The organism is Embleya sp. NPDC008237 (assembly GCF_042956465.1).
Taxonomy (GTDB): Bacteria; Actinomycetota; Actinomycetes; order Streptomycetales; family Streptomycetaceae; genus Embleya.
Genome location: NZ_JBIBGL010000024.1, coordinates 24,562 through 49,965 on the forward strand (window position 1 = coordinate 24,562; position 25,404 = coordinate 49,965).

19 protein-coding genes and 2 pseudogenes are annotated in these 25,404 nt (G+C 70.2%); 10 read left to right on the forward strand and 11 right to left on the reverse strand.

The window, feature by feature from the left end; translation table 11 throughout:
* The first annotated feature begins 12 nt into the window (after positions 1-12).
* Positions 13-609 carry a hypothetical protein gene (locus ACFZBU_RS42020; RefSeq protein WP_391589061.1) on the forward strand — a complete coding sequence of 199 codons (597 nt, stop codon included), beginning with the start codon at positions 13-15 and terminating at the stop codon, positions 607-609.
* 940 nt (positions 610-1,549) lie between these two features.
* On the opposite strand, the gene ACFZBU_RS42025 is transcribed toward ACFZBU_RS42020, so the two are convergent.
* Positions 1,550-1,855: a hypothetical protein gene (locus ACFZBU_RS42025; protein ID WP_391589062.1), complete on the reverse strand. Its 306-nt coding sequence runs from the start codon at positions 1,853-1,855 to the stop codon at positions 1,550-1,552.
* Between the two features lie 230 nt (positions 1,856-2,085).
* Here ACFZBU_RS42025 and ACFZBU_RS42030 point away from each other — a divergent pair, with 230 nt between their 5' ends.
* A complete protein-coding gene (locus ACFZBU_RS42030; protein WP_391589063.1) occupies positions 2,086-2,685 on the forward strand; it encodes a hypothetical protein in 600 nt (199 codons plus the stop codon).
* A 51-nt stretch (positions 2,686-2,736) separates the two neighbouring features.
* Here the strand turns inward: ACFZBU_RS42030 and ACFZBU_RS42035 are convergent, their stop codons facing one another.
* From ACFZBU_RS42035 to ACFZBU_RS42065, 7 genes and pseudogenes are all read right to left on the reverse strand, one after another.
* A complete protein-coding gene (locus ACFZBU_RS42035) occupies positions 2,737-5,031 on the reverse strand; it encodes a tyrosine-type recombinase/integrase (RefSeq protein WP_391589064.1) in 2,295 nt (764 codons plus the stop codon).
* On the reverse strand, positions 5,028-6,074 hold the full coding sequence (locus ACFZBU_RS42040) for a tyrosine-type recombinase/integrase (protein WP_391589065.1): 1,047 nt from the start codon (positions 6,072-6,074) through the stop codon (positions 5,028-5,030). The genes ACFZBU_RS42035 and ACFZBU_RS42040 overlap by 4 nt, the downstream gene beginning before the upstream one ends.
* 791 nt (positions 6,075-6,865) lie before the next feature.
* Positions 6,866-7,162, reverse strand: coding sequence for a helix-turn-helix domain-containing protein (locus ACFZBU_RS42045; protein WP_391589066.1), 297 nt, complete (start codon positions 7,160-7,162; stop codon positions 6,866-6,868).
* 58 nt (positions 7,163-7,220) lie between these two features.
* Positions 7,221-7,610 carry a hypothetical protein gene (locus ACFZBU_RS42050; protein ID WP_391589140.1) on the reverse strand — a complete coding sequence of 130 codons (390 nt, stop codon included), beginning with the start codon at positions 7,608-7,610 and terminating at the stop codon, positions 7,221-7,223.
* 300 nt (positions 7,611-7,910) lie between these two features.
* Positions 7,911-8,378, reverse strand: a pseudogene (locus ACFZBU_RS42055) (DNA cytosine methyltransferase); the annotation flags it as partial.
* On the reverse strand, positions 8,371-9,594 hold the full coding sequence (locus ACFZBU_RS42060; protein ID WP_391589067.1) for a hypothetical protein: 1,224 nt from the start codon (positions 9,592-9,594) through the stop codon (positions 8,371-8,373). The gene ACFZBU_RS42060 and the pseudogene ACFZBU_RS42055, both read right to left, overlap by 8 nt.
* Positions 9,560-10,327, reverse strand: a complete 768-nt coding sequence (locus ACFZBU_RS42065; RefSeq protein ID WP_391589068.1) for a DNA cytosine methyltransferase — start codon at positions 10,325-10,327, stop codon at positions 9,560-9,562. Before ACFZBU_RS42065 ends, ACFZBU_RS42060 begins: the two co-directional genes overlap by 35 nt.
* Positions 10,328-11,534: 1,207 nt before the next feature.
* On the opposite strand from ACFZBU_RS42065, the gene ACFZBU_RS42070 reads away from it, so the two are divergent.
* The 3 genes from ACFZBU_RS42070 (at position 11,535) to ACFZBU_RS42080 (ending at position 15,730) form a co-directional block, all read left to right on the forward strand.
* Positions 11,535-12,413 carry a hypothetical protein gene (locus ACFZBU_RS42070; RefSeq protein WP_391589069.1) on the forward strand — a complete coding sequence of 293 codons (879 nt, stop codon included), beginning with the start codon at positions 11,535-11,537 and terminating at the stop codon, positions 12,411-12,413.
* 613 nt (positions 12,414-13,026) lie between these two features.
* Positions 13,027-15,003 carry a hypothetical protein gene (locus ACFZBU_RS42075; RefSeq protein WP_391589070.1) on the forward strand — a complete coding sequence of 659 codons (1,977 nt, stop codon included), beginning with the start codon at positions 13,027-13,029 and terminating at the stop codon, positions 15,001-15,003.
* Between the two features lie 442 nt (positions 15,004-15,445).
* The gene (locus ACFZBU_RS42080; RefSeq protein ID WP_391589071.1) at positions 15,446-15,730 is read left to right on the forward strand and encodes a hypothetical protein; all 285 of its coding nucleotides are present in this window, start codon (positions 15,446-15,448) and stop codon (positions 15,728-15,730) included.
* Positions 15,731-15,779: 49 nt separating this feature from the next.
* Here ACFZBU_RS42080 and ACFZBU_RS42085 read toward each other — a convergent pair whose 3' ends face one another.
* The 3 genes and pseudogenes from ACFZBU_RS42085 to ACFZBU_RS42095 form a co-directional block, all read right to left on the reverse strand.
* Positions 15,780-18,137: a hypothetical protein gene (locus ACFZBU_RS42085; RefSeq protein WP_391589072.1), complete on the reverse strand. Its 2,358-nt coding sequence runs from the start codon at positions 18,135-18,137 to the stop codon at positions 15,780-15,782.
* A 12-nt stretch (positions 18,138-18,149) separates the two neighbouring features.
* The gene (locus tag ACFZBU_RS42090) at positions 18,150-18,494 is read right to left on the reverse strand and encodes a helix-turn-helix domain-containing protein (protein WP_391589139.1); all 345 of its coding nucleotides are present in this window, start codon (positions 18,492-18,494) and stop codon (positions 18,150-18,152) included.
* Between the two features lie 144 nt (positions 18,495-18,638).
* A pseudogene (locus ACFZBU_RS42095) lies at positions 18,639-19,325 on the reverse strand (site-specific integrase); the annotation flags it as partial.
* A 620-nt stretch (positions 19,326-19,945) separates the two neighbouring features.
* Between ACFZBU_RS42095 and ACFZBU_RS42100 the strand changes: the two are divergent.
* The 5 genes from ACFZBU_RS42100 (at position 19,946) to ACFZBU_RS42120 (ending at position 25,394) form a co-directional block, all read left to right on the forward strand.
* Positions 19,946-20,185 carry a hypothetical protein gene (locus ACFZBU_RS42100; RefSeq protein ID WP_391589073.1) on the forward strand — a complete coding sequence of 80 codons (240 nt, stop codon included), beginning with the start codon at positions 19,946-19,948 and terminating at the stop codon, positions 20,183-20,185.
* A gap of 372 nt (positions 20,186-20,557) precedes the next feature.
* Positions 20,558-21,346 (forward strand): hypothetical protein, encoded by a 789-nt coding sequence (locus ACFZBU_RS42105; RefSeq protein ID WP_391589074.1) that lies wholly within the window; start codon positions 20,558-20,560, stop codon positions 21,344-21,346.
* A gap of 83 nt (positions 21,347-21,429) precedes the next feature.
* On the forward strand, positions 21,430-22,101 hold the full coding sequence (locus tag ACFZBU_RS42110; protein ID WP_391589075.1) for a pilin: 672 nt from the start codon (positions 21,430-21,432) through the stop codon (positions 22,099-22,101).
* Positions 22,102-22,169: 68 nt separating this feature from the next.
* A complete protein-coding gene (locus ACFZBU_RS42115; RefSeq protein WP_391589076.1) occupies positions 22,170-24,326 on the forward strand; it encodes a conjugal transfer protein TrbL family protein in 2,157 nt (718 codons plus the stop codon).
* 24 nt (positions 24,327-24,350) lie between these two features.
* The gene (locus ACFZBU_RS42120; RefSeq protein ID WP_391589077.1) at positions 24,351-25,394 is read left to right on the forward strand and encodes a PrgI family protein; all 1,044 of its coding nucleotides are present in this window, start codon (positions 24,351-24,353) and stop codon (positions 25,392-25,394) included.
* Positions 25,395-25,404: the final 10 nt, after the last annotated feature.

Here is a 25,404-nt window from a genome sequence, read left to right on the forward strand (position 1 = left end):
TAACGTCCAGGTGTGCCGAAGAAGAAGAGTGGAAAGCTCGCAGCTCAGAACTTCTTGGATGCTTCGCAGCGCATCTGGGACTTCGTCTGTGAGGCTGAGACCGCGAAGCTCACAGATCAGGCGATGACCTGGGTGTATGAAGCTGCACTCGTCAAGACAGCCGTGGCCTTCGAGAAGCTGATGCTGGACTGCCTAGTGACGGCGATCAACAACGACACGTCCACCATCAGCGCGACGACCGGGGTCAACTTCCCGCGGCATCTCAATGACGAGGTCTGCGAATATCTGGTCACCGGGGGCGGATACTTCGACTTCAAGGGTGGTCAGAGCGGTCTCTGCAAGCTGATCAAGGAGCTTGTGGGGTCGTCCCACTACCTCCACCAGGTTGTGAAGGATCCGAAGCATCGGACGGCGATCAACCGCCTGGTCGCCCTGCGCAACTTCGCCGCGCATGAGAGCCCGAAGAGCAAGGCGGCCGCCCTTCGCGAGACAGGCGGCCAGCGCATCGGCAGTGCAGGGGCATGGGTGAAGCGTCAGCGCCGCTTCGAGTTCCTGTTGGTGGACCTTGAGAAGATCGCTGCCGACATCCAGGTGGCCGCGCGTTACTGATCTTGAGACGCGCGGAACGTGCTCAGCCGGGGCACTGTTGTGAGTCGTTCGACCTCTGCGGTCAGCTTCATGTTCTCGATGGTCAGACGGCGGATGTGGTCTTCTTAGATGTGCAGGTGGCGGGTGAGTTCGTCCTTCCCCCTGCGGAGTCGGGCGATGGTTTCGCGGTCGCTGGTCGAATCTTTGGGCGGCAGTGGTTGGCGGGTGTGTCGTGTGGCGTCTTGGGAGAGGAAGTCGGTGACGGCGGGCCCGAAGTCGCGGTAGAAAGTCTGGCGTTGGACGCCGAGCTGGTTCGCGAGAGCGGTGACGGTGGCGGCAGTTCCGTCTTTGGGCGGCCTGGGCCAGAAGGCCTTCGACGGCTTCGGTGACCGTCTCGGTGGTCAGCGTGGGCTTCCCGCCGGGGAGCAGGGCCAGGCCGCCGAACGCGATGCTCAGGAATAGGACGCTGTCGACGACCGCGCCCACCAGTTTGGCGTGCCGATCGCAACGAGACGGCTGCGGGACCGCAACGACGCGTAGACCGCCGTGTCGGCGACCTCGGAGACCGTGAACGAGGCAGCGCGGCCACCGCGAAGTGGGGATCCGCGAGGCTCAACGAGAGGATCGTGCCGATCCCGAGCGCGACGAACACCGCGGTTGTGCCCCCGCGTTCGTGCACCAGGTCGCGCAGCGTGAACGCGATTAGGGCGTGGCGGCCGACGGGGCGGGTCGAGAGGCGATGCCGTTCGGCGGGGGAATGGGTGCGGGCTAGTGATCCATGGTCTCCTTGCGCAGCGCAGCGCACGCCCGGAGTTCGACCACGGGCGTGGCGGGGGAGCGATGGGAGCAGCGATGCATTGGGAGAGCCGCGGGGTTGGCCGGCGGCCGGGGCATCGCGCCGAAGGGTTTCGAAGCCGGGACCAGTGGCGGAAGCGGGTTGCCTCCGCCACCGGGCGCAGCGTCAGTTCAGGCTCTGAACGTGTTGGACGGGGGAACCGGAGCGACAACTCCAGGGCGAGCAGCCGTCCGGGTCGCCCTCCTCGAGTTCTTCGTCCGGGATCTCGGGAGGGGGAGTGGCGCGGCGGCGGCGGGGGCGGTGCGGGGCGGGCCCGTCGAGTGGCGCTTCGTCCAGGGGCATGAGGGACCGGTGGAGGTAGGCCTGCCCGCGGAGTTGCCGGCCCTTGGCGTTACCGCGGGCGTTGCCGTTGCGGATGGCCCGATCGAAGGCCACGGCGTCCGCCCACTCCTGCGGGTGGTTGTCGCGCATGTCGCGCCAGTAGGCGTTTCCGTGGAATGGGCATGTTATTGAGAATCGAGACAGGACCGTGACCTTCCAGTTGAGGTCGATGAGGGACTGGGATGCGCTTTCGATGGGTTAGACGAGCCGCGTCCTGGGGGTGAGTAGGTCGCCGAGGTGGGTGGACTGGAACCGAGACGGTCAACTGCCTCAGGCTGGTCGACGACGTCGCGATCAGGCGCTCGCGCTACCGTGCGGACGTGATTGGTGATGAGGGTTCCCGGTTGGGAAGAGAGGCCGCGCGGCGCCTGGCAAGGCTGGACTGCTGCGAGATCGAAGAAGGGCTGACCGACGCCGAGTTCGCCCGGATCGAGGGTGAATTCGGATTCGAGTTCGCCGACGACCATCGCGCTTTTCTCGCGACAGGGTTGCCGGTGAGACAGCCCACCGAGGAGGGCCAGACCTGGGAGAAGCCCTGGCCCGATTGGCGGAACGGCGATCCCGACGAACTTCGCGCGCACCTCGACTGGCCGCTGGACTGCCTGCTCGGGGATATCCGGCACGGGCATTGGCGAGAGGGTTGGGGCGACCGGCCGGACACGCCCGAGGCAGCCGTGGCGAGGGCGCGGCTGAGCCTGGCCGAGGTGCCCAGGATGGCCCCGGTCTACGCCCACCGGTTCCTGCCGGCGGGACGCGGCACTTTCGGCCACCCGGTCCTGTCGATGCGAGGCTGGGACGTCATCTACTACGGAACGGACCTGGTCGACTACGTCAGCCAGGAGTTCGAAGAACCGCGGCCCGAACGCTCCGGGGATTGGAGCCCCCGAGCCACGGTGCCGTTCTGGCGCGATTACCTGTGATCACCACGCGTGCGACGGCCCCGGACGGGGGGTGGATTGTCTCGTGGCGGACTACGGGTGGTCGCCTGATTGATGCCCGCGCGGCGTAATCGTCTCCACGAGTTGGGTCAGTGGGATGAAGCTGCCGGCGGTGCCGAGTTCTTGCGGTGTCGGGCCGGCCGGTGTGGGGACGTCGGCAAGGCGCCCGGCGAGTGCGACGACTGCTTCACGATCGCCTTCCAGAGCTTCTCGCTCGTCCTCGGTGAGGGTGAGTTGTTCGAGCATCCGGTCGATGCCGTCTTTGACGGCCATGAGCCGACCCTCGCTCGATTCCTTGGGAACGTAGAACGGGCAGCGTGCGCAGGCGAGTCGATGCGGGCACTTGGCGAAGAAGTCATAGCTGCAATATCCGTCGCCGAGGTCGTAGTACTTCCATGGCTGTTCACCTCCGGCTGCGGCTCCGGTGAGGATGCTTTCACGGTCGACCAGGACCTGGATCGTGCGCAGGTTGCGGGTGAAGTAGTCGGCCTTCTTGTAGGCGGCCGTCAACGTCCGTTGGAGAATTTCCGCATAGTGCCGAGTGCTGGCCGGATGCTTGTGACCGAGCCATTGTTGAAGGTCGGCCAACGTCAACGGCTCGCCGGCGTTGAGGAGTTGGGTCGCGATGGTTGCGCGTGCGCGGTGGCTGGTCAGGGCGCCGCGCGAGTCGGTCTGCGGTACTCCGGCCTTCGCGCAGAGGGCGGGGATGATGTCGTGGTTCAGGTAGTCCTTGCCGACGAGTTGGCCGCGATGACAGAACAGGTGTTGCCGTTTGAGGCCGGTCTTGCGGTCGGCGATGTCGGGCTGTGGCGGGCGGACGAGTTTCCACGCGTCGACGAGCTGACCGACCACGGGGTCGACGGGTTTGTTGAAGGGGCGGGACGTCTTGTTCTGGGGAACGTGCAACAGGCAGACCGTGAACGGTTCGCCGGTGGTGTCGTCGACGCTCTCGTCCCAGGTGATGCAGTCCAGGTCCAAGCGGCGGATCTCGTCGACGCGGCAGCCCGCGAAGAGCCAGACGCCGACCATGGCCCTGACCATCTCGATCGGGTAATAGGTTGCGGTCCAACCCGCGTCGCGTGCCCTTGGAGAGCCGTAGGGCTTGAGGTCCTCGCTGTTCAGGGTGAGTCCGGCGGCCATCAGCTTGGCCCAGGTGGCGTCGTCGATGATCCGCGGGTTCGGCCCCATCTGCGCGCGCAGTGACAACGGCATGCTGAGGACACGGCGCGGGTCGAAGCGGGGCTTGATCCACTCCCACTCGATCAGGTCGCAGAAGAAGCTGCGGATGCTGTCGATGCGGTTGGCGCGCCCGGACGCGCTGATCGGCTGCCCGAATCGGGTGCGGTTGCGGTTGTGGCCCGCCCACTGACCGACGGTGGCCTGCATGGTGTCCGCGATGTATTCGGCCGCCATGTCCCGGGTCCACAGATCCGGGGTGATCGCGTCGGGATGCTTCTCGGCGGCCCATCGTCCGGCGATGAGGACGACGGAAAACATCGAGCGGATGGTTCCGGGCTCGTGCGTCACCAGCCGCCGCCAACGCAGCGCCCACTCCGCCCAGGCGGGCGGGACCGTGGAGAGTGGGCCGTCCTGCGGCCCGGCCTTGTCTTCGTTGGTGTGGAGCGGGGCGGGAATGATGCCCTTGTCGGCGAGCACCCGCGAGATCTTGAAGAGTCCGCGACGGCGGCTCTGTCGGCCACTGAGGCGGTACTCGTCGACGAGTGTTCGCAGCAGGCCGTCGGTGAGCGATCCGAGATGGGGACTGCCGTTGCTCAGGAGCGCGTCGATGGCAGCGTTGGTGACCTGCCATTCGAGGAGATGGGGCGAGGTCTGCCAGGCGTTGAGCGTGTCCTCGATCTCGCGGAGCGCCGGCGTGACGGCCTCGGTGCCGAAGACGAGGTCGGCGAGTCGGCCGAGGCGGACGACACCAGCTTCGTCGTGCAGGCGACGATGTCCGCCGAAGAGGTGACCCAAGGCGACCACGTGAAATCTGTACGCCCCGGCAGTTTGGGCGAGCGCGACCCAGACTTCCGACGGCCAGGCCCAGTATGTGGTGTCGCGGCGATGGACCTCGCGGAGCACGAGGTTGCGTGCCCCGCGTGCGCTTTTGGTCGGCCACTCCGAGCTGACCCGGTCAAGTGGGTCGATCAAGCGGGTGAGGCCGTCCGCCCAGGTCGCGGAGAACTTGGGGTGTGTCACCTCGGCGAGATGATTCAACGCCGTCGACTCGCCCGCGGTCAGCGCGGTGTCCAGGTTTCGTGTGGCGGCGGCGATCGCGTGGCCGTCCGTGGGTGCGACTGCCGCCAGTGGCGTGGGTTGGGCGTTCATCGACTCTCCATGAGGGCGGCGAGCAGGCGCTCGCGTTCGGTTTGGATGGCGGTATTGGCGCGCTGGAACCGTGCGGCCAGCTCGCGTCCGCTCAGGTGGATGTAGCGCATGGTGGTGGCGAGATCCCGGTGTCCCGCGTAGCGGGCGATCTGATCGATGGTCCAGTCGGCCCGGGCCAGGTCGGTGAGCCGCAGGTGCCGGAAGGTGTGCGTGGAAAGTTGCGGGGTTTGGGCTTTGGTGCCGAGTCGTTCGACGATCTTCGACCAGCTCGAAAGCCCAAGGGGGTGACCGGAGTTGCGGTTGGACTCGGAACGCAACAAGGCGCCGGTGATCCGGCCGAAGCGCGAACGTCGTTCGCCCAGGTATGCGGCGAAGAGCTTCGCCGTCGCCACGCCGTAGACGACCTCGCGGGATCGCTTCGACTTGGTGGTCAGCGCTCGGAGACGGATCAAGGAGTACGCGGGGTCGAAGTCCTCGACGTCGAGCTGCACGAGTTCCTCGCGGCGTAGCGCGCCGTCGTAGGCCAGCCCGACCATCAGGCGATTGCGCAACGGCTCGGTGCCGGCGGCCACCAGGATGCGCTGCCACGCCTCCTCATTGGGGATCCACGGCGCCTGCTCGACCCTCGCCACCAGACCCCTGCGTGGCCTACCGGTCCGTCGCCCGGACTGCCCTCGGCGTACCGGGTTGCGCACACGTAGTTCGTCTTCGACCAGGAACTCGTAGAAGGAATGTACGGCTACCAGCCGTTGCTGGATGGTCGCGTTCGCCAGGCCCGCTCCCGAGGTGAGGTGGACCACCTTGGGTGATCTGGAGTTCGGACGCCTCCGCATCTCCCCGATCCATGCGGCCACGGTGTCGGCTCGGGCGTCCAGTGGATCGACGTTCGCCGACGCGCAGAACCGAAGGTGGTCGTTGACCGCACGGCCGTAGGCATCGACGGTGTTCGGTGCACGACCGATGTTGGACAGGAACTCCAGCCATCGACGACCGTGACCATGCTCGGCGAGCGTGGGGTACTTGCCCCAAGGAATCTTGCTCATACCCCCACAAGATAGGGCGAGCCGGATTCCACATAAGGCAGCCGATGCACGCGCTGCGGGGTGTTGTCTGCCAGCCGCGTTCGCCGAGGTAGGAGACGCAGTCGTCGGCGCTCATGTCCAGGTCGAGCAGCGGGAAGACGTTGACGGCGTAGAGGACCCCGGACGGTTTCGCGCGGGTGAACTCGTCGGTGCTGATGCCGATGGACTGCTCGACCCAGCGTCCTCGGGGGACCCGTCCGGCCCGCCCGTTGGAGGTGAGCGGTGCGCCGAGGTTGAGTCGTACCTTCGCTTTGATCGGCTTGAGTTTGTACTCCTCCGAGCATTGCCGGCGGATCATTCCGGCCGTGCCGTCGGGGTTGAGGATGTGCAGGGGCATGGCGGCGTAGCGTTTGGTGGGGTCGAGGGCGTCGTTGCGGATGTGGCCGACGTTGACGCGTTGGATCGGTATGTGCGCCGGCCGGGCGATCTTGCGTTCGAGGTCGTCGAGGTGCTGGTACACCCGCTTGGGTTCCCAGCCGGTGTCGGCGAAGATCGCGTAGTCGTAGCGCGGGATGACGCCCTCGGCGGAGAGGATCAGCAGCGCGGTTGACTGACGTCCGGCGCCCAGGCTCAGCACGCGGGCGTCCGGTTGGCGTGTGGCCTCGGGCGCGGCGGGGGAGTGCGGGCGCCCGGGGTTCGGATGCCGTGTGGGTTGGGGCACGTAGGTCCTGTCGATCGGGGGCGGGGGAACGAGGTCGGTGTCGACCTTGGGTGGGCCCCGCGGCGGGGGATCGCCGCGGGGCCGCTGGTGGTCAGGTGTTGTCGGCGGGCCTCAGGTGGGCCAGGACGATGGCGTTGAGGTTGTCGCGGGAGTAGCGGCGGCCTCGGTCGACCTCGGTGTATTCGGCCTTGCCGGTGCGGGCCATGCGGTCCAGCCAGCCCTTGCGCACGCGCAGGAGCCGGGCGGCCTCGTCGAGGGTGAACAGGACCGGCTCGATCAGGAACTGGTCGATGGGGTCGACGGTGTCCTGCGGGTCGTCGAGGAACGCGGCTTCGATGTCCGTGTCGTCGTCGTTGTCGGGCCAGGGGTAGTTGTTCGTGAGGTCCATGCGGGTGCTTGCCTTTCGGTTTGGGGAGCCGGGGTGGGGTGACCTCCCGTCTCCGCGGTCACCTCTGTGGGTGGGGTGTGTTCGCGGAGGCGGTCGGGGTCAGGAGGTTGTGCACGCCGGAGCGGTCGATCTCGTCGGCGAGCCGGTGGAGGGCGAGGCGGGCCTGTTGGTGGACGACGCCGTTGCCGAGGATGCGGATCTGGGCGACGCGGCCGATGTCGGGCACGTCGGTGACCCAGCCGTCGTCGACGCCCATGCACCACTCGACGAATTCGGGGGTCAGTTGGGGGGTGCCGCGCGGTCCGAGGCGGGTGGGTGCGGGTGCGGGTCGGCCGAGGGTGTGTTCCCAGTGGCGGATGGCGGTTTCGTAGCGTCCCCAGTCGTGGTCGGCCGCTGTCGTGGGCGTGGCATGCGTGGGGCGGCGGGTAGTGAGGGGGGCAACGCGCACGCGAGGCCGCCGCGTTGACGCGGGCTGCCTTTTGCACCTTCGCTGGCCATTGGTGTCGGCAGGAGTGGACGCCGTGGGGTGGGCGTGTGCGTGCGCGCATCGGGTGATCCGTGGGTCGCGGGGGTGTTCACGGCCGAGGTGGATTCCGGCGCGGTGGCGAGCTTGTGGATGATGGCCGGCAGGCCGAGCACGTTGCCTCGGCCCTTGCCGTCGCGGGCCAGGGGTGTGGGCAGGCCTTGTCGGCCAGGCGGCGAGGAAGACTCTTTCGCGGCGGTGGGGCGCGCCGATCTCGTCGGCGCGGACGCTCGTCCATTGCGTGTCATACCGTGCGCGGGCCAGGTCCCCGAGGACGATATCGAGGCCGCGCCGGCGGAGTGCGGAGACGTTCTCCACGACGACGAGTTCGGGTCCCAGTCTGCGAACGGCGTCCATGACGGCGAACCAGAGTCCGCTGCGGGTTCCATCGGCGATGCCTCCTCCGGGGCCGATGAGGGAGATCGACTGGCACGGGAAGCCCGCGACGATCACGTCGACGGGGTGCGTCGCGGCGATGCGACCCCAGTCGACCGTGCGGATGTCGCCGAGGTTGGGCACGTGCGGGTGACGGTGCGCCAGGAGACGGCGCACGTCGGCGTCGTTGTCGGCGACCCAGACCACGTCGCCGCCGACGGCGTCGACGACGGCGTGGTCGAGCCCGCCGAACCCGGTGCACAGGCTGCCGATCCGTAGCCGCTGGAGATCGTGGCGGGGGGTCGCGGTGTCAGGCATCGTCCGGCCGCCTTCCGGGGCGCGGGCCGCCGCCGGGGGTTTCCCGCATCGCGGTCTGCGTGCGGGCGCGGCGCCGGTGGGCGCGGTCCTGGGCCGCGCGCTGCAACGACCCGAACGACTCGCGGCCCTGGATCTTCCGCAGGTGGGGGATGCGGGAGGCTTCGAGTCCGACGCGGACCACGCCGGAGACCGCGACCAGGTCCGAGCCGTTCAACGGCGTGTATCCGGCCTCGTGCAGGGCCTGTTCGTCCGGGAAGACGTCGGCGTGCGGGGTGTTCTTCGTGATCATTTCGTCGTGGATGCCGCCCTTGGAGAACACCCAGTCGAAGTTCGGCGGGGGATTCGGCACGACGAGCTCGTTGAAGAGTTCGATTTCCTTCGTGTAGGCGTAGAAGTGCGTGTCGGGGGTGGCGCGCATGATGCGCAGCCACATGCTCAGGTAGCGCCTGTCGAAGAAGTCGCCGGCGTCGTGGACGCGGACGTGCGCGTCCACGAAGCGGGGGAGCGCGAGTTCGCGGGTCATGGCGGTTTCGAATCCGCCGGGATCGTCGAGGACGAAGGCGAGGTTCCGTTCGTGGGCGGCCAGGACGGCGGGGACCCGGTACATCCCGGCGCGGGCGTAGCACAGTTGTGCGCACACGCCTGCGGATGGGCACGTGTTGTAGGTGCGGCCGTCCGGGAGGCGGCCGGCCCAGGCGGGGAGCGTCCAGTTCCAGTGGCCTTGGGCGCGCATGCGCGAGTTCTGCGTCAGTAGTCGGGGTCGGCCTGTGCTCATGTGGTGTTCCGATCCGTCGGTGGTCGGGGTGATCGTGCGGGGGGGCGGGTGTTCGTGGTCCGGGTGGTCGGGCCGGTTGGGGGTGGGGCGTGTTCGGGCGCGGGTGAGCAGGAGCCCCAGGGCGGTGGTGGCTTGGCGGGGGACGACGCCGTTGCCGAGCACGCGCAGCCGGGCCCGGCGTGGCAGGCCGTCGACCCATCCCGGGGGCAGTCCCATCAGCCATTCGACGAAGGCCGGGTCCAGGCGGTTGTCCCGGTCCGTCGCCGGGGGTGCGGGCCGGCCCAGGACGGCGCCCCACAGGAGCATCGCCTCGCCGTACGGGCCGTCGGGGGTCCCGAGGTCGGGGTGTGCGCGGGCGAGCGCGGGCAGCGAGGGTCGGTTTCGTGCGCCGGGGGAGAGGGACCGGTTACGGCCGTAGGGGGAGGCGGTCGGGGTGGGCAACAACGCTCGGTCCGGCCGTGGTTCGCCGGGGAGGGTGGGGTTCGTCGGGTGGTCGGTCGCGGGGCCAGGCGAGGATGAACACCCGGTCGCGGCGGTGCGGGGCGCCGACCGCGGACGCGGCCAGGCTTGTCCACTCCGCATCGAACCCGAGGTCGGCCAGGTCGCCGAGTACGGCACCCAACGCCCGTGGTGTGGAGGCCCGATCGGTGTTTTCCACACGCGCCGGGCGGGATCCCATCGGATCGTCGGCGTGTGTCCAGCGGAGTCCGGGGACGTTTTCGATCACCACCATGCGGAGTCGGGGTCGGAGAGCATCGAGGGCACGGGCCACGTGGACCCACAGACCGGAGGCGGCGCCGGCGGCGAGGCCGGTTCGCGGGCCGGCGGCGGACACGCTCTGACACGGGAAGCCCGCAGTGACCACGTCGACCGGCTCCACGCGGGTCCAGTCGACGGTGCGGATGTCGGCGTGGTTCGGGATGTCCGGCCAGTGCCGGGCGAGGACTCGGGCCGCGTGTTGTCCGCGGTCGGTGGTGTCGTACTGGCAGTGCCACGCGACGGTCGCGCCGAGGGCATCCGCGACGGCCAGGTCGAGGGCGCCGATGCCCGAGCACAGGCTCCCGATCCGCCAAGGGGCAGGCTTTTCCTCGGCGATGTCGCCGCAGCCGGGGTGGGGATACCGGGGCGGGTGAAGAACGGTTCGGTGGGACGGTCTGGCCTGTCGGGTGCTCACATCGGTAATGGAGCCGTAGTGCGGTGTTTACGACACGCGGGTTCTCCGCGCGTGGTGAGGCCGTGCTGCGCGTGGCGGTGTCGGGTGCGTGGGCCGGCGGCTGTGTCGGGGTCGATGCCGGGATCCCGTCGTGTCGGCGGTGCCGGCGGCGTGTCCGTGGCACGGCGTGACTGAAGGCGCCGGCGAGGCCGAATCGGCGTCCGGCGTGGGCGGGTTGGACGACCCGGGTGGGCGGTTCGGGCGGAGGCCCATTCGGGGGTGCGACGCGCGATGGGCGAGCGGAGGCCGTCGTGACATGGCGGGTTCGCACCGCGTGCCGAGGCCGTCCCGTCGGGGGTGCCCGGCGGGTGCACGGAGGTTGCACACATGGGCCTTGAGCTGCACATATGCAACCTCCTCCGCGGCGTGATCGCGGCTGTGACGGATGCCGTCGAGGCGTCGGATGCAAAGAGGCGTCGATCCGACCGGCAGTGTGGGGTGCGCGTTCGCGGCGCCGTCGTCACGGAGCCGCACGTGTTCAAGTGCCGACGCACTCCGCCGCAGACCCGGCTCGTCATGTCGCGGCCGGGCGCCATGTGCGTCGGTTGGGCCGCCCCCCGCGGTCGCCGGCTGTCGTCTTGTCGAGCTGCGCAACCCGGCCGACGGCCCGCGTCCTCGCCATACCGGGCGCGGGCGGGCGTCCATGTCGGTGAAGCCGTCGCGTCGTGGCAAATCGCAGCGCCGGCTGAGGAGTCCTCCACGCGACACCACGCCCCTGGGCGGCAACACGTCGGTGGTGAGGTGGGCGACGTCCTCCATGACGGGTTCGCGAGGCCGAACGCGTGCTCCATTCCGAGGGTGCACGGAGGTGGCACGGAAGTGGCACGGAAGTGGCATACAGGAGAGATGACCTGCATGTATGCACCCCCTACCGAAGCGCGGCAGTGAGGTTCAGGGCGTCCTCTGCGTCCACGCAGACCGACCGGCGATGAACTCCTTGAACTCGCGACGGTGCACGCATGACGACGCATCACGGATAACGCACGATCCGAGCCCCGCCACATCGGGTGGCGGCGACGATCCCTTCGAACCCGACACGGATTTCGGGAAAGCGGCCCGTGTCGGTGGCCGATGGTGCACGTTGGCCATCCCGGCGGGGTGACACCCGCAGAGCGGGGTCCGTGTCGGTGGCCGCCGGCAGCCTCGTTCGCATATGCGTGGAGGCGACGTGCACGACAACGAGACGACGCGGACAACCACCGCGTCCGAGGCGAACCGGCCCGGGGTGCCCAAGGCGCGCTCCGCCGACCGGGCCCCGGAACCCGAACGCGACCGAAGCCTCGGTGGCTCCGCCATCGCACGCGACACCGAGAACGCCCGTTCCGCGCTGATCGCCGGACCCGCCTCCACCCCTCGAACGCTCGGCCCGAAACTCGCCGCCGGATACCTCAAGGTCCGTCGACGCGAACTCGATTGTCTGGTCGAGGCCGGGCTGCTGAGTGCGACGAACGAACACCACGACGCCACCCCGGCGTTCGCCGTCGAGGACCTGGACCGCGTCGCGGCGAGGACCGACCTGCACTGGGACTCGGTCAGGGGCCTCGCCCGCAGCAGCCCCTCACCCTGGCGGACCCTCGCCGGACCCGTGGGGGAGCGGACGAACCTGGTCCGCGCCCTGGTGACCCGACTGCGCGCCGACGGTGTCGACGCCTGGGCACGCCACAGCTACAAGGGCGACTGCTGGACCGTCGACTGGGCACCCACCGAGCACGGCCCGCACCGGGCCGACGTGATCGCGTTGCTGCCCGACCGGCTGGTGCGCGCGGTCCTCGCCCACCGCCTCGTTGTCCTGGGCCCCCTCGGACAGACGATGCACTGGGCACAGGAGATGCTCCGGCCCGGTCGCGCCATCGTGATCGACACCGAGACCACGGGACTGCACACCTCCGCCCGCATCGTGGAGATCGCCGTACTGGACGCCAACTCCGGCGCCCCGTTGCTGAACACCCTCGTGGACCCCGAAACCCCGATCCCCCGCGCCGCAACCCGAATCCGACAGGTTCCGGGATTCCCGGAGGGCGACGGGAGTCAACCCGTAGCGGTTTGAGGGCAGGGACGCCCGGTGTGCTTTGGGTTCCGGGGTCTTTGCGCTTCGAACTGTTCACCGACGCCTGCGACCTCAGTGCCTTCATATCCCGGATTTGCGGGTTCGTTGAGTCGTACGCTGCCGGTATGTCCGAGGATGCCGGGCGGTCCACAGATGTGACCATCGCATGGTCGCGCTCGTTGACCTCGTGGTGTGAGCACACCGCACGGTGATCCCTTGAAAGTGCCGGGCCGTCGAGCCCTGGGGAATAGGCAGGGCCCGTGCGGTGCGCCAGCACCGCGAGAGGTCTTCTGAGATGTCGGCAGCGCCGCATCGCGGACGACGTCGAGGGCTACAAGATCCTCACTGACCGGCTCGCCGACCAACCCTTTGCGGCTCGTGACACATCCGTCGACTTCGGCGGGTACTACCGGAAGCCCTGGACGTCGACACAGGCGGCGTTCTTCGTGAAGGTCGTGGCCGTGCGCGGGAGTTGTGCGCGCCTGCTCCGGTTCCCGGCCGAGTCGGGGCGGGAACCGGCCATTTGGTGACGTTCGACGGACGGCGCGTCACCCACTTCGTAGGTTGCTCGGGGCGTGGTCGACGACCGGGCCACCGAACCGAGGAGTGTCCCATGGTGCAACTCGCCTCCACCCCCGAGGAGCGTCTGGCTCGACTGCGTGCGCGGTTGGGCGACGAACCGGCCGTGTCGCGCGCGGCGGACCGGATGCGGATGAACCGGCCGCGCAACATCCTGGCCGGGGTGACGTTGCACGCCGCCGCCCGGCAGGAGAGGGGGCTGCCCCTGTCGGACCTGGAGCAGAGCCTCGTCGAGGTGCTGCGCGTGTTTATCACCGACGACGAGATCGCCGCAGGCGGAAACGCCTGGGGCGCGGCCTCGGCGTCCACGGCCGCCGCGCTGTTCCCGGACGCCGTGACCGGGTTGGACGTCGAGACCCCGTACACGCTCGACGACCTCGCCGCGGACCTGCCCCGCCTGGCGGCGGAGATCCTCGCCCAGCCGAACGTCTCCATCGTCGACGTCGCGGACCTCCCGGACGGCGGGAGTGTCGACACGGCGGAGGCGATCGCGGCGATGGTCGAGTACGGCGGCAGCGCGGTGACGGTGCTCACCGGTCCAGCCGTCGCCGAGGATTCCGTCGCGAGCATGATCTCACTGGAGTTCCAGCCGCTGCGGCTGGAGTGCGTGCGCGACACCAACGACCAGTGGGGCGGCGACGACGAGATCTACTGGGTGAGCGGCGCGGGCAGCGACCTCCGCTACGAGGACGACTACCGGTCGCCGGTCTTCCGCAGTCTGGCGACCGGCCAATCGCGGGACTTCCCCGCCGACGCCAGTATGTTCCGCGGACTCATGCAGGACGCCCTGACGTTGAACATCGAATGCTGGGAGGAGGACAACGGGGCGATCTTCGAGGAACTACAGCGGCAGATGTGGAAGATCGCCCAGAACTGCGCGTCGGCGGCGCGGAGCATCACGGAGCACGGCGAGAGCCAGGAAGCGGCCGTGATCGCGGTCGTCGCCGCGCTGATCACCTGGCTGCTGGGCTGGCTGACCAACGACGACGACCTGGTCGGCGAGCGGAGCATCGCCATCTCCTCCAAAGCCGTGCGCCACCTCGCCGCGCAGCGGGCGGACGAGGCGCCGGACGCCATCGGGGAGACCCTCACCTGGGACTTCGCCAGCTCCGAGGGCCACTACCGCCTGCGCGCCCGGACACGGCTCGTGCCGGGCGAGGACCGGAACCTGTACACCAGGACGTGGTCGGCTGCCGAGGGGTGGAGCGGGGAGATCGTCGTTCCCGGTTCCCGGCTCGCCCAGGAACACCCCTCGGTGGGGGTGGACGGCTCCGTTCTCCGCCTCGTCCACCGCAACGTGGACGCGTTCCTGATCGACCGGACCCTGAGCGGAGCCACGTGGAATCCGTACGGCACGGTGGGGGCCGGCAGTGTCACGCCCCTGTCCACCCTGGTGCGCTACAACGATCGGATGTACGGGGTCGGCGTCACGACGGGCGGTCGCCTCCTGCTCGTCAGCACCGACGGCTCGACATGGAGCAGCCGGGAACTCGCCTTCGCGCGGGCCGGCATCAGCAAGGGGGCCCCAGCCCTGACCACGTTCAACGGCATCCTGTACTGCGGCTATCCATCTCACGACGACCCCGACACCATGCACGCCGTGGCCGACTTCGGCAACGGGGAGTGGAAGCAGATGGGTCCGTTGGGCGGCACCTCCGGCGGCCGCGACTTCGCCTTCGCCGTCCTCAGAAACACGCTGTACTGCGTGTTTCGCAACCAGGCCAACGACCTGAACTGGGCCACGATGAACATCGGCACGTTCGCATGGAGGATGTCCAGCGGCCGGTTGGACTCGGGCGTCAGTGCCGTTCCCGCCCTGGCCGTCGTCAACAACGAGTACGTGGCCTGCGTCTACCGGGGCCCCGGAGGCCAGGATCTCTGGTGGAGGCGGACCGCCTACGGAGAAACCTATTGGCGTGTGCCGGCCAAGCTGCCCGCTGCGGGCCCCGCGGGTACCGGACCGGCCGCAGCCTACTTCCAGGACAGGCTGAGGATCTACTACCGCCGCTGACCGCGACCCGAAGACCGGGCCGTTCGGAACAAGACCCGCCCGTCGTCGGTCCTTCGGCAACAGGTCGACCACGCCGCCCGCATCCGACACGAGTCGGCGGACGATCCGCAGGTCGGTCAGTCCGACGAGTGACATCGATTGGCGACCACGGCCGGGGCAATCCGCCGGGCCGTACACGAATGTGCACATGTGTCGGCGGGGCCGGATCCGCTGAAAGTCGAGGGCTTGAGCGGTCCGGGGCCGGGCGGGAGTCAACCGCCCGGCCGTCCTCGCTACCGGGCATCGCCCAATGCTTCCCCCGGCGGGAGGCCAAGGCCGGGTACGAGGCGTGGTCGGTCGCGATCATCCGCGGCGGGCGCGGGGTGTCGAGGTCGCCCCGTTCGCCGTCGCGGGTTGGTGGGAACCGGCCGGCCCTGTCGGGTCGATCGGGCACTCTGGAGCCGTGACCGAGAATCCCTATGCGGGCGCGCCGCGTATCGCCGACCAGTTGGCTTCTCTCGAGTACGCGTCGGGCCGCGACCTTGCGTTGCTCACGGCCGCGCTGCTGGACCGCATCGCGCTCGCGGAGAGTACGAGCGGCGAGGACCTCCCGGTCGTCGCCGACGTCGCCGTCCATGCGGCCGAGGCCCTGGCCGCGCACGACGGGCATCCCGACGTCGAGCACCCGCTGCAATACCTGCGCGGTCGGTACCGCGACCGTATGAACGGGCCCGATCCGACCCATTGACATCGCCCGTGGGCAAGGACCTTGACGGGCGCGCGGCACTCGGCGTGGTTCACGCCGTGATCGGGTCGGGGCGTTTGTCGGGGTGCGCGGCTGCGACGTAGCGCAGGGCGGTGTCGTCCGACAGGCCGAAGACTCTCATGAGGCCGATCGGGTCGGCGGTGTGTCGGGCTTCGTCGAGGATGCGGTCCTGTCTCAGGCTCTCCGCCGTGACCCCGACGGCACGGAACGGTGTGCGGACGACGTCGCGGCCGACCGCGGGGTGCAGGTCGTCGACGGCGCTGCGGTTGCTGACGATCAGATGGGGGTTGGCGCACTGGGGCCAGCGTTCGTAGCGGTGGGCGATCCAGGCGCCTGCGAGTGCCGTGGTCAGTTCGTCGAGGTAGACGACGTGGTCGGGTCGGCCGGGGCGTCGCACGCGCAGACGGCCCCGGGCTCGCTCCAGGTCGTCGAGACGAAGTCGGGCGACCTCGCCGGGCCACAGCGCGTGGATGGCGACGAGGGCGACGACGAGCCGGTCGCGTGCTGCGGGGACCTGGTCCAGCAGTCCCCGGAGTCGATCCGTGGGCAGGGGGACGGGCAGGCGACGGGCTCGGTGCAGGGTGACGGTGCGGGTGGGGTCGCGGAAGACGGCGCGTTCGCGTCTAAGGGCGCGAAAGAGCGAACGCAATCCCACGTGGACGGTGCGGGCGCGGGCGTCGCGGATGACGTCGAGGGCCTGCTCGATGTGCGTGGTGGTGACTTCGCGCGGGTTGGCGATGCCGTTGTCGTGCCATTCGCGCAGTAGGGGGGCGACGACGCCGACGTTGCGTCGGACGGTCCGGGGAGCGCGTGGTGTTCCGGGCCGGTGGCCTTGCCCGGTCAGGGCGTCGATCCAGGTGTGCACCGCGTCGCCGAAGGATTTCGGCAGCTCGTCGGCGACGGCGCGTGCTGCGGCCAGGTGCGGGTCGACGTGGGGTTCGGGGGCCAACAGGCAGCGCCGCCGCAGGTAGTCGACGACGCGGGGACCCTGGTGGCTCGGACTGACACGGGCGACGGCGTTGACGTCGCGTTCGTGGATCGGCGCGTCGACGCCGAGGTGGCACACCAGGAGCCGCAGGGTGCGGATGCTTCCGCCGACCCGGGAAGCGGTCCAGCCGCGTTCGCGGATGTAGTTCGCGAAGTCGTCGATGACCGCGCCGGCTTCGGGGGTCGGTGCAGGAAGTACGGCCTCGTCCAGGCGGGCCCAGTTCCGCGGCGGAGTCGGGAACAGTTGCGTCTGGCCGGGGTCGACCAGGTGCGCGGAGATCGGGCGCGCGGCCTGTGCGGCGGCCCGCGCCAGACGTCGTCTGGATTCGAAGCGGCCCTTGCGTCGGGTACCGGGATAGCGGGCGTCGATCGTGCGCAGGTAGGAGGTGGCCTCGCGTCCGAACCACAGTTGGTCACCGCCGTCCAACGCGATGCCGGACACGTCGACTTCGGTTTCGGCGAGGACCAGGGTGCAGAACCGGCACAGCCCGTCGGCCAACGGCAGAGGGCGCCGGCAGCGGTCGCACGCGCCGACCCGGGGATGGATGTGGGCCCAGTGCCAACACCGCGCGCAGATTCTGACGCGGTCGTTCGCCCAGCTCAGGCAGTGCTCGCAGCTTCCGTGCCGTGAGCTCCCCGGCGCCACGAGGCGCATCCGTCGCGGGGCGAGCAGGCCCGTCCTCTCCAGGGCGACGCCGATGGTGGGATGCATCTGGGGCAACTGCGGGAGGACTTCGCGGCGCACCGTCCGCTCTCCGGGCTCGCGTGCGGCGAGCGCGAGTCGGGCCATGGACCGCATGGTCGGGGACCACGTCGCGCCCGTGACACCCCGCTCGGCGGCGATCCTGGCGAGTTCGGTGAACACCGTGTCCAGGTCGGGGATGTCACGGTCGTGGATGCGGACGGCGTCGTGCGCGGTGAACCGTCGCGGTGGCGTGGGGAACAACGCGAGCTGTCCGGGCATCTGCGGCGGACACACGCGGGGATCGTCCCGTACCGGGCTCGGGCACACCTGCCGCACCCACGGGGGGATCTTCAAGACGACCATCGGCCGGTCGTGTCTGCGCAGGGGCGACGCGTCGGGCAGCCGCAACCCTTCCGGGCCCAGCGCGAGCTGCAACGGGCGGCCCGGCGGCAGGTACTCGCGCCGCACCTCGGCCCACATCCACGCCTTGTCCTGGCCGAGGCGGACCGCGAGCAGGCACGCGCGGCAGGTGCCGTCCCGGGCGACGGGTTGCGGATGGCCGCAGCGGCGGCACCGGTCGTGCCGCTTGCCGTTGATGCCCCGGTCCGCCGTCGAGTGTGCACGTGCGCATCCCGGGCACAGCCCGGTCCGCGTCACGACGCCCCAACTCGCGCAGTGCCCGCACGAACCCACCAAGGGGCGCTTTCGCCCGGTCATCGCCGTCCCCCTTCAGTTCGGGGGCATAGAGCGGCGACCAGTACCACCGCCCGGCCGGGGAATCGGGCGGGCCGGTCCCGACGGATCGGACCCGCCGCCGACCACTCGCCGTTCCGATTCCCCGCGATCGGTGGCCGTTGCGACGGGTTCGGCCTCCATGAGATCCGCGACGGTGCACTCCAGCGCGGTGCAGATCATGTCCAGATCGTCCAGGCGCACGGTGATCGGTTTGCCCGACCACAGGGCCGCGACCTTGCTCAGCGACGGCTCGAACCCCACCTCGCGGAAGGCGGCCTGCAACTGCGTGGGGCGCCAGATGTCGCGCCGGGCGGCGACCCAGCGCAGATTCCATTTCACGCTCACGACTCCAAGGTCAGCCGGCGAACCGCTCGCCGGGAGGATTCCAGGCTCTGCCGCTCGGGATCGCCCCTTGACGCTCCCGAGATATCCGACCGTGGTGGACGCCCAGACATGGCCCAACAACACCTGCACATCCCACAACGGCATGCCCGCCTCGTAGTTGTGGGCGGCGCACGCGTGACGCAACAGATGCGGGAAGAGTTCGGTGACCGGGCCCCGGAGGAACTCGCGCGAAGCGAGCTTCAACGCCCGGCGGAAGGTGTCGGGCACCACCGCCGGCGCGATCGGCATGTTCAGCGCGGCGACCGCCGTCGGCAGCCGCTCGGAGGGAAACAGCGGCGCGTGCGGATCCGCGGCGTCGTCGCGGAACTCGCCCCGGATCTCCTCGACATACCACCACAGGAGCTCGCGACCCTCCCGGAACATGAACGCCTCCCGCTCACGCGGCCCGGAACCGCGGGCGCCCTTGCCGTGCACCAGGAACCGCCCCCACTGGCCGTTCTCCCAATGCACGTCGCCCATCCGCACCCCGCACAACTCCGCGGCCCGCACCCCCGAGAGGAAGGTCAGCTTGGCCATTACGTAGTTCCGGGCCGCCACCGGGTACTTGCGCAACGTCGGCAGCGCCTGGCGCCAAGCGGCGAAGAACTCCTTCGTGGCCCGGGCCGACGGCGGGATCCGCAGCCCGAAGTCGCCACGGTGGCGGGGCCGGTTGAACGCGTCGACCGGCGACTGCACTGCGGCGCCGAAACGCCGCAGGATCTCCCCGGCGTAGCGCTGTTCCAGAAAGGCGAAGTAGCCGTCGATGCGCGTCAGCTTCGACCGCATCGTCGAGTGACGCCGTGCTTTTCCCGGCCCGGCGAAGTACCGGTCCAACTCTCGCGGGGTCAGCCGCCATGGCACGACGTCGTGGAACGTACAGATCTCCACGACGGGGGCGACGAGGGCCTGCAACGTCTTCGGGGCCAGACCCGCCACGTCCCGGGCCCAGCAATACTCGGCGATCGTGTCCTGGAACAACGCCTCCTCGTCCGCCGCCGACGAGCCCTCGAACGCCGTGCGCTGAAGCGTGCGTACGTCGGCCAGCCCGGTCTCCCCGGGCTCCTCCTTCGTGGTCGTGGCACTCTCACTCGTGATCAGCGAGAAGCGACGACTTCCGGAATCCGCCACGAGAGAGCAAGTTACGGGTCGAACTCCTGGAATCCGCGAGCAATCGTCCGAATCTCACACGATCGAGTGGATGACATCCGTGAGGCTCCGACCAGCGCGAACAGCGGCTACGACCGCACGGATACGGTTGGGGAACCCGCCGGATCTCCACTTGCCTGCACGGCATCACGGACGCCATGGTGGCCGGCGCCCCCACCTGGGACCGGGTCCTGCCACGACTGCTGGAACTCGCGCAAACACGTACAACGTTGGCGTACAACGAAGAATTCGATCGTCGGATGATCGGACAGCACAGCAAGGCCTCGGGCCTGAACCCCGGGTACCTGAGGCGGCCGGAATCCTGGGGATGCCTGATGAAGCGCCGCGCGATCTGGATGGGCACCACGTCGTGGCTCGCCCTCGGCGGCGATCACCGGGCCCTGGGGGATGCGACCGCCGCGTTCAAGCTGCTGCACCAGCTGGCCCAGCGCCCCACATGGACACACGAGTTCGACGACCCCGACGCCCCGGCGATCTGAGGCCGAACCCTGCCCCGACGTGTCCCGGCGCGACGAACCCCACCTCACCTCGGGTAAACACGTAGGTCGACCCGGGCGTATACACCCTCGATGCACCTTCGACACACCCCGTGCCACCGGGACTTCACTCCTCCGTCACGGCCGCCGCCGCGCCGGGCCGAGCATGTCGGACACGCGAGGGGCCGCCTCGGGCGACCGCGACGCGCCGGTCGCCCGGATGCGGAGCCGTCCGCGGAGACGACGCCCATGCATCGCGCGTGCATCCGCCCGATATGCGCCGAGGATGCACGAAGGTGGCACGCAGGTGGCACGGAGGTTGCACGGCCTCCTGAACGAATGTCGGCATCGCAGCCGACTCGTGGGGAGTTTCCCGTGCAGCCGTTCTCCGCCATCGCCACCCGTGTGCTGTCCGCCAACCCGACCAGGACGCCGTCGCCGTTCGTACTGCTCGAGCGCACGTTCCGAGAGCTGTGCCGCGGGCCGCGCCCGCTGGCCCTGCCGTCCCGACTCGTCCACCCCGCCATCGCCACCACCGACCGCTCGCGCGGCATCCCCCTGGACCACGTCCGCGCCGCGCTGCGCGCCGCCGGACCGAACTCCCAGCTCGCCCGCCGGGTGTGGCCGGAGATCCTGCGCCGCGCCCAGGCCCCCCGCGGCCACGCCTGGCTGGTGGCCGCCGCCGCCCTCGCGGTGCCGAGCCTGCGCCGGGTGAAGGCGCGCCGCCGCTGGGGCGGTCTGGTCGAACTCGCCGACCTGGAGCAGGAGATGCTCTGGGCCTTCGTGCGGGAGCTGCGGCTGGTCGACCCGAGCGACCCCGCCGCGTTCCACTGCATGCGCCGCGCCGCAGACCTCGCCGCCTACCACCTCCTGCGCCAAGCCAAACAGCACCGCCGCAACATCGTCCCGGTCGACCCCGCGACCCTCGCCCGCATCGAGGAAGCCTCCACACCCACCTCGTGGGACACCGGTCTCCTGGAACGGGCTATCGCCGCACGCGTGATCAACGACGCCGACGCCGAACTCATCGCGACCAGCCGCATCGACAAGATCCCGGTCAGCAGGATCGTCGACGGTTCCCAGTCCCGGATCCGCGCCGCGTACCGCCGGCGCTCCGCCGCGGAGCAGCGCCTGGCACAGGCGATCCGGGCGGACCTCATCTGAATCCGCGTCACCTGTCCGTGGGGGACCGCGACGACTCCATCAATACCGGGGGTGTCGCATCGGGGCGCCGGGCGCCGGGCGCCGTGAGCATCCGCATCCTCACGTCCGACCCACCGCCAGGCCTCGAGACCACCAGACGCGACCGCCCTGTGCCTCGTCGAGCATGCCCCCGCCGCACGACCCGCCGGCGCGCCTTTCGCGCGAAGCCGGGCCGAACCCTTCCGGAGGAAACATTGAACCGCCCGTCCGTTCGTGTGCTCGCGCTGCCGTCCGGCCTGCGGTCGGCACTCGCGCGTGTGGTCCGCCGGCGTGAGCCGGGACGCCACCGCAGGCCCGCACTCTGGCACCCCTTCGCCACACGGGAATTCGCCGCGATCGTGGTGTTCATCGCCATCCTGCTCGTGGTGTTCGGGCCGGAGGCCGCGTTCGCGGTGAACAACATCCCCACGGTGATCAACAACACCAGGAACTGGCTCATGGGGATCCTTACCGCGCTCGCCATCCTGTTCCTGACCATCGGTGGTGTGCGCTACCTGATGGCCGGTGGCGATCCCGGCGAGGTGGAGAAGGCGAAGACGGCGTTCAAAGCGGCTGCCATCGGTTTCTGCCTGGCCGTTTTGGCGCCGGTGATCCTCGCCGTGCTGCAGGGCATCGTCGGCGGCCCCGGCCCGACCACCGGCCCCGAGGCGCCCAAGCCCGAACCCACACCCACGTCGGTGGTAGCGATGGGCTCCTCGCGTCCCGTTCTCGCGTGATGGTCGCGGGCGGCCCCACCCAGGGCGATACATCCGGAGAGCGGGAAGGAGCCCGGTGGTGGGCCGCGATGCTGACGCTTGCCGCGATGCTCCTCACGGTGGGCGCGGCGCTCCTGGTCGCGGCGAACCCGACGTCCGCCGAACCGACTTCGACCCGCCCCTCGGGCGTGACCCTGCCCCGGGAACCGACCCCCACCCCGCCCGCGACCCCCACCGCGCCCCCGACGACATCACCGCCGTCGACCCCGCCCGGCACACCCCCGTCCGGGTCCCCGACCACGACCCCGCCCGGAGGGACGACCGCGCCGTCAGGCGCGCCCGCCACCGGCACCCCACCGGGAGGGGGGCCGGGAACCGGCCCGCTCACGCCCGCCCAGTGGTGGGACCCCCGCGACTGGGACCTTCCCGGCATCGGCAACCCCATCGACATCCCCGGCATGTTGTGGGACGCGATCGGGAGCGTCCTGGGCAAGCTGGTCGCCCAAGCCGCGCAGCCGCTCCTGAACCTTCTCGGCAAGACACTTCTGCACACCCCCGACGTGGCGTCCAACGGGCCCGTTCACGACCTGTGGTCGCGCAACCTGGTACTGGCCGGATCGCTGTACGGGCTGCTCATCCTCGTCGGCGGCGTGCTGGTGATGACCCACGAGACCGTCCAGACCCGGTACGCCCTCAAGGACATCGCCCCGCGCATGGTCGTGGGCCTGATCGCGGCCGCCACCTCCATGGAGGTGATGAGCCGGATGATCGAGCTGTCCAACGCCCTGTCCCAGGCCGTCCTGGGGGAGGGCATCGACGGCGCGGGCCTGGCCCAGCAACTGATCTCGCCGCTGTTCAACCCGGCGAACGCCTTGTATCTGATCGTGATGGCGCTGGTTGCCATGGTTCTGCTGGTCGGCCTCCTGCTGGGGTTCGTCATCCGGATCATGCTGGTGATGCTGCTGGCGGTGGTCGCCCCGATCGCACTCGCCGGCCACGCGACCCCGATGACCGAGGGCATGGCCCGCGTCTGGTGGCGAGCCTTCGTCGGCACACTCCTCATGCAGGTCGCCCAGTCGATGTCGCTGATCTTCGGACTGCGCGTGATGTACGCCAAGAACAACACGACGATCTTCGGGGTGCCCTCCGGCGACGGCCTGCCCGCGATGCTCACCGGCATCGCCCTGTTCTGGATCCTCCTCAAGATCCCCGGATGGGTCGGGAAATCGGTCTTCGCCGGGACGCCCATCACCGGTCCGCGCCCGGGTTCGGGGTTCCTCGGACGCCTCGTCAGGACCGTCGCGTCCGCGTACGTGCTGGGCCGGCTCTCGCCCCGGTTCGGGCGCGGCGGCCGCGGCGGCCTGGGTGGCCGGTTGGGCGGGCGTCTGGGCCGGCATCTGGCCCGGCGCGGCGGCGGTCGCGGCCCCGGTACGGGCGGACCGCGCCGGCGCCCGGGCGGCGGGCCCGGCCCGCGTCCCGGCGGACCGGGCGGCCCCCGGGGCGCAGGACCCGGCGGCGGGCGACCGGGGCCGGGCGGTCCGCGTGATCCCGCGCATCCGGCGGAGGCGCAGGGCCCGTCCCCGTACTGGCCGTGGGGAGTCCAGGACCACGGACAAGGACGCCACCGTCAACCGGGCACCTCCGGTGCCGAGCCGAACCCCACCGGCCCGCCGGGCGGACGCCATCGGCTCCCGAACGGACGTCACCGCCGGCCGGGTGTCCCCGGTGCCGAGCCGAACCCCGCAACCCGGCCCGGCGGGCGGCACAGCCTTGCGAACGGACGTCACCGTCGCCCCGGTACCTCCGGAGCCGAGCCGAACCCCACCGGCCCGCCCGGGGGACGCCATCGGCTCCCGAACGGACATCACCGCCGACCGGCAGGCCCCGGGAATCCGCCGACTCGTCCCGAAAGCCTCGCCGAGGCTCCTCGCCCGGCCACACCGCCCCGACCCCACCGAGCCCCACCTCCCGCGCGGCCGCCCCGACCGAACACACCGCCCCCGACCCCGCCCGCCTCCCCGAACCGCCCCGCCCGGCGGGAACCGACACGCACACCACCGCAACCACCTCCCCGAGACGACGCGGATCGGACCCCGCCTCGCACCGCACGGCAACGACCAGACGCGGACGAACTCGACGCCCGCCTCCGGAATCGGAGGGCGGCCCGACGCAGCCCGGAACCCCCGCGCCGCCGACCCCCGAACCGCATCAGCCCCCGCCTGCCCTTCGACGAGCCCAACCCGTGACGACCACCCCTGCGGAGACCGCCCATGACGCGAACATCACCGGACGACGACGAATACGAGACCGTCCGCATCCCCGCCGACATCGAAAAGGACGACAAACTCCTCGGCCCCTTGACCGCCCGCCAGATCGTGATCTTCGCCGTGGCGACCGCCGCACTGTGGGGCGGCCACCTCGCCACCCGCGCCTGGCTCGCACCCCTGGTCTACGTCGCGCTCGTCGCACCGACAGCGCTGCTCCTGGTCGCGGTCGTCCTGGGCCAACGCGACGGGGTCAGCCTCGATGCGTGGTTGCGGGCAGGCCTGCGCCACGTGCGCGCGCCCAAGCGCCTGGCACCTCCACACGACCCCGACGACCCGCGCGAGGACACGGTCCCGGACTGGCTGCAACCCGACTGGGCCAGGCAGGCCGCACCGCAACCCGCGCCGCTGAGCACCCCGGTGCGTGAGGTCGCCGAGAGCGGTGTGGTCGATCTGGGCGACGACGGCCACGCGGTGATCGCCGCCTGCTCCACCGTCAACCTCGCCCTGCGCACGAACACCGAACAACAGGCCCTGCTGGGCGGGTTCGGCCGCTTTCTCAACGCGCTCACCGGCCCCACCCAGATCGTCGTCCGCGCCAAGCGCATGGACCTGGACCCCTACCTGTACCGGATGCGCGAACGCGCGCCCGGCCTCCCGCATCCCGCACTGGAGGAATCCGCCCTGGCGCATGCGGACTTCGTCGAGGACCTGGCCGCCGACCGCGACCTCCTGGTGCGCCAGGTACTCCTGGTCCAGCGGGAGGCCGGTCGCCCGAACGGGCGTGCCGACCAACGCGTGATGGAGGCCGCCCGCGCCCTGGGCGCGGCGGGGGTGGGCGTCAGCGGCCTGGGCGGGGCGCGTGCCCGCGAAGTGATCGCCTCCGCCGCGGACCCCGACTACGCGTCGACCGCCGGGCTGCACAGCCCCTCCGGTACGACCGTCGTCGGGGCGACCACGGGCGACACGTCGATCCCGTTCGACCCCGACGAGGACGAGGAGTCAGGCGCGCGGCCGCGGAGGAAGGCGAGGCCGACCCGATGGGAATGACGCTTGTCCC

What these genes read in the sequence shown, in the direction of transcription:
- ACFZBU_RS42120 (WP_391589077.1), top strand. Translation starts at nt 24,351, where the DNA reads ATGACGCGAACATCACCGGACGACGACGAATACGAGACCGTCCGCATC.
- ACFZBU_RS42025 (WP_391589062.1), bottom strand. Translation starts at nt 1,855, where the DNA reads ATGCGCGACAACCACCCGCAGGAGTGGGCGGACGCCGTGGCCTTCGAT.
- ACFZBU_RS42100 (WP_391589073.1), top strand. Translation starts at nt 19,946, where the DNA reads ATGATCGGACAGCACAGCAAGGCCTCGGGCCTGAACCCCGGGTACCTG.
- ACFZBU_RS42040 (WP_391589065.1), bottom strand. Translation starts at nt 6,074, where the DNA reads ATGAGCAAGATTCCTTGGGGCAAGTACCCCACGCTCGCCGAGCATGGT.
- ACFZBU_RS42075 (WP_391589070.1), top strand. Translation starts at nt 13,027, where the DNA reads ATGGTGCAACTCGCCTCCACCCCCGAGGAGCGTCTGGCTCGACTGCGT.
- ACFZBU_RS42035 (WP_391589064.1), bottom strand. Translation starts at nt 5,031, where the DNA reads ATGAACGCCCAACCCACGCCACTGGCGGCAGTCGCACCCACGGACGGC.
- ACFZBU_RS42115 (WP_391589076.1), top strand. Translation starts at nt 22,170, where the DNA reads ATGCTGACGCTTGCCGCGATGCTCCTCACGGTGGGCGCGGCGCTCCTG.
- ACFZBU_RS42085 (WP_391589072.1), bottom strand. Translation starts at nt 18,137, where the DNA reads ATGACCGGGCGAAAGCGCCCCTTGGTGGGTTCGTGCGGGCACTGCGCG.
- ACFZBU_RS42045 (WP_391589066.1), bottom strand. Translation starts at nt 7,162, where the DNA reads ATGGACCTCACGAACAACTACCCCTGGCCCGACAACGACGACGACACG.